The sequence below is a fragment of the Neisseria sp. HMSC068C04 genome (assembly GCF_001810105.1).
In the GTDB taxonomy this organism is placed as follows: domain Bacteria; phylum Pseudomonadota; class Gammaproteobacteria; order Burkholderiales; family Neisseriaceae; genus Neisseria; species Neisseria flavescens_B.
The window spans coordinates 60,850-62,470 of sequence record NZ_KV800003.1 but is presented as its reverse complement, the minus strand read 5'-3'; the positions used below and the strand labels follow the sequence as shown (position 1 = coordinate 62,470).

2 protein-coding genes are annotated in these 1,621 nt (G+C 46.9%); one reads left to right on the top strand and one right to left on the bottom strand.

Annotated features, from left to right (window positions below):
• Window positions 1-114 precede the first annotated feature (114 nt).
• Window positions 115-1,056, bottom strand: coding sequence for a CRISPR system precrRNA processing endoribonuclease RAMP protein Cas6 (gene cas6 / locus HMPREF2700_RS10640; protein ID WP_070592015.1), 942 nt, complete (start codon window positions 1,054-1,056; stop codon window positions 115-117).
• Window positions 1,057-1,328: 272 nt separating this feature from the next.
• On the opposite strand from cas6, the gene HMPREF2700_RS11725 reads away from it, so the two are divergent.
• The gene (locus HMPREF2700_RS11725) at window positions 1,329-1,577 is read left to right on the top strand and encodes a hypothetical protein (protein ID WP_141745858.1); all 249 of its coding nucleotides are present in this window, start codon (window positions 1,329-1,331) and stop codon (window positions 1,575-1,577) included.
• Window positions 1,578-1,621 lie beyond the last annotated feature (44 nt).

Below are 1,621 nucleotides of genomic sequence, written 5' to 3'. Positions count from 1 at the left end.
ACGGTAAACAAATGCCGTCTGAAACCTGTATTTAAGGTTTCAGACGGCATTTTTTATAAGAAACGGCCATCTATAAGACGGCCTTTGGTTTATCAGGCCGAAAGGCCGGTGATTTTACAGCCCGGCCGTTATCCGATAGCCTCCATGCCCGAATGTAGTTTCTTTTCCGATATGCAGCCATTGTCCAATATAAAGTAAAGCCGACAATTCCGCAGGAAGATCATAGAAAGTCCACTCTCCCATTACTCCTTGATAAGTCATATCGCGCTGTTGCCTGTTGGAATGACGTTTCCATTTTGTATCAGATAAAGATTTTCTCCCCCTGACAAGCTCTGTCGCCCCGATTAATTCTTGAAACCTGCCCTCCAAGGGATTTTCCCAATGCGTCGTTGCAATCGCAGAAATATCGCGTATTGCCTGTCGGAAGAACATGGATTCGGTCAGCTGTTCGGCTTTCATCACCTTTTTGTCGTACCGTATCGTCAGCGGGGTCAACAACTGAATGGAAACATCGGACGGGAAATGTTGGGGAAGGCTGATTGTATTTGGATGCACCGGGATCATGCCATGCTCCAAAATGCCTTGCCAGCCGTCAGGGGTTTCGACTTCGAGATTCTTTAGCGAACACCGGACATTTTGCCGGGCAATTCCTTTCTTAAAAGCATACTCAAATACGGCTTTAATCAACGGCAGCATATGCCTGGCGCCTCCGGTGAGCACGATTTGAAATTGATAATCCGAACCAGCCGGGTAAATCTGCAATTGCTGCTTAAACGGCGTTTCGATGACGTACGGCTGCGGCGGATGATGTTTCCGGCTTCCCGGCAACTTGTCGTTGTAGGGCGTAGCGAAAATATGGCTGTACGGACAATCGGCAGGATGTACCCCGTCTTGGGAAGGTTCCCAACAAGTACATACGGTGTTCAACAAGGCATGGCCGAAAACACCGCGTAAAGTAGAGGCTGCATAAGGAGGAAGCACAAGCTCGGTATCCGGTTGGAAAGTAAAACGGTAGCGTGCAATAGGAAGTTGCGACGGCAATGTAAGCAGATTCATGATGATAACTTTATATTTATAGTCTAAGGGGAAAGCCCCGTTATGATTTATTCAGCTGGACGTAGAAACAGATTATGAGTCGGATGGCAGACATCTGCAAATTTGTATGTGCGAATGGGCAGCAAAACTTCCTCCGGTTACGGCTATTTTGATACACAAGATCCATATAACCCATATCAAAAATACGTCGGCAACAAAAAAGAAGCAGCCTTAGCCATTGCCGAACAAGCGCAAACGGCTGCCTTGTCGCCGCATGAGCAACTCATTGCCAAATGGCTCAAAATCATACAGGGAGAAAAAAATATAGCGGCAGCGACAACGAAAGCAGCCAATACTTTAAAGAATTGGAGACCGATTTGAAGCAGGCCGCAACGGACGGACGCTTGAGCAGCCAAGACAGGCAGCAAATTACCGAGCAACTGGCTCTAAAACCCGTTTTACAGAAACACCAGCCCAACTGGTTAACAAGTAAACGCGAGAAAAGCATCAAAGAGCTACTAAAAGCTTTACAAAACAACTAAAGCAGACAGCAAGGCCGTCTGAAACTTTCAGACGGCCTTTTACT

Coding starts and splice junctions, on each gene's coding strand:
- cas6 (WP_070592015.1), bottom strand. CDS start 1,056: ATGAATCTGCTTACATTGCCGTCGCAACTTCCTATTGCACGCTACCGT.
- HMPREF2700_RS11725 (WP_141745858.1), top strand. CDS start 1,329: ATGGCTCAAAATCATACAGGGAGAAAAAAATATAGCGGCAGCGACAAC.